General features: G+C 68.3%; 1 protein-coding gene. It reads left to right on the plus strand.

Features of this window, described 5'->3' with window-relative positions; genetic code table 11:
• The first annotated feature begins 250 nt into the window (after nucleotides 1–250).
• A complete protein-coding gene (locus tag HMPREF9440_RS07305; RefSeq protein ID WP_245523587.1) occupies nucleotides 251–1540 on the plus strand; it encodes a replication-associated recombination protein A in 1290 nt (429 codons plus the stop codon).
• The last annotated feature ends 133 nt before the right edge of the window (nucleotides 1541–1673 follow it).

The raw sequence follows: 1673 nt of genomic DNA on the forward strand, positions 1-1673 counted from the left end.
TGAAAGTAGGACATCGCCGGGCTCGCCATTCCGAAACCCCCGACCTCTGACGAGGCCGGGGGTTTTGTTTTGGGTTTCGTGTATGCTTCCCCGCTGAAACTCTAATCCCCCAATGCTGAAACGAGGCATGAGCACAGACGATCTTTTCGGCGGCGCCCTCTCGGCGCCGCTCCCCGGCGTGAAGCGTACGAAGAGCGCGAAGCCCTCCCAGGCCGAGGGCCCCGCGTTGGCCGCCCCCCTGGCCGAACGCATGCGCCCGAAGACGCTCGACGAGGTGATCGGTCAGAAGCACCTTCTGGGCGAAGGCGCGCCGCTTCGCGTCGCCTTCGAGCACGCGCGTCCGCACTCGATGATTCTCTGGGGCCCGCCCGGCGTCGGGAAGACGACGATCGCCCGCCTGATGGCGACCGCCTTCGGTCTGCCCTTCATCGCGATCAGCGCGGTGTTGGGGGGCGTCAAGGACATCCGCGACGCGGTCGACGCCGCCAAGGCCCACATGGCCGCGACGGGACGCCCCACGGTGCTCTTCGTCGACGAGGTGCACCGCTTCAGCAAGAGCCAGCAGGACGCGTTCCTGCCGCACGTGGAGAGCGGTCTCTTCATCTTCGTGGGGGCGACCACTGAGAACCCCTCCTTCGAAGTGGTGGGGGCGCTCCTCTCCCGTGCGACCGTCTACCAGTTGAAGAGCCTCGAAGCCGACGAGGCGAAGGAATTGGCGGAGCGGACCTTGAAGCGCGAATTCCCCGCCATGCCCTGGACGGAGGATGCGTTGGAGCTCCTCGTGGGCTTGGCCGACGGCGACGCCCGTCGGCTTCTGAACGCGCTCGACGTCGCCTCCACGATGGCGACGGAGCGCCGTGCGGACAAGGTGGATGCGGCGTTTCTCCGGAAGACCGTCCCCGCGACGCTTCGCCGCTTCGACAAGGGGGGCGATCAGTTCTACGACCAGATCAGCGCCATGCACAAGTCGGTACGCGGGTCGGACCCGGACGGTGCGCTCTATTGGATGGTGCGGATGCTGGACGGCGGGTGCGATCCCCGCTACATCGCGAGGCGCGTCGTCCGCATGGCGGTCGAGGACATTTCGCTCGCCGACCCCCGCGCGACCACGATCGCGCTTGAAGCCGCCCAGGTCTATGAGCGTCTGGGGAGCCCCGAAGGGGAACTGGCGCTCGCCCAGGCCGTCGTCTACCTCGCCGCAGCCCCGAAGAGCAACGCCGTCTACAACGCCTACAATGCGCTGCGCGCATTCGTGAAGAAGGACGGCACCCGCCCCGTGCCGATGCATCTTCGCAACGCACCCACGGCGCTCATGAAGGAGCTCGGCTACCACGCGGGCTACCGCTACGCGCACGACGAACCCGGCGCCTTTGCGGCGGGCGAGGACTACCTCCCCGAGGGGCTCGAAGACATGCGCTGGTACGCGCCGACGGAGCGCGGTCTCGAAGCCCGGATCCGCGAGAAGCTCGCGGCGCTTCAGAAATTGAACGACGACGCCCGCGCCGCAGGGAAGGGACGCCGCCCGCCCAAGAAGGGCTGACGGGGGCGCTCCGCCCCGACGAAGGCCGTGCGCCTTCCGAAACAAGGGGCAGATGCCGTCCGGACCGTGCCATGGGTCCCGCCCGCGGGTTCTCCCCCGTGACGACGGCGGCGGTCCGCGCCGAAAGGCGCGG

Origin of the sequence: Sutterella parvirubra YIT 11816 (genome assembly GCF_000250875.1) — a bacterium.
In the GTDB taxonomy this organism is placed as follows: domain Bacteria; phylum Pseudomonadota; class Gammaproteobacteria; order Burkholderiales; family Burkholderiaceae_F; genus Sutterella; species Sutterella parvirubra.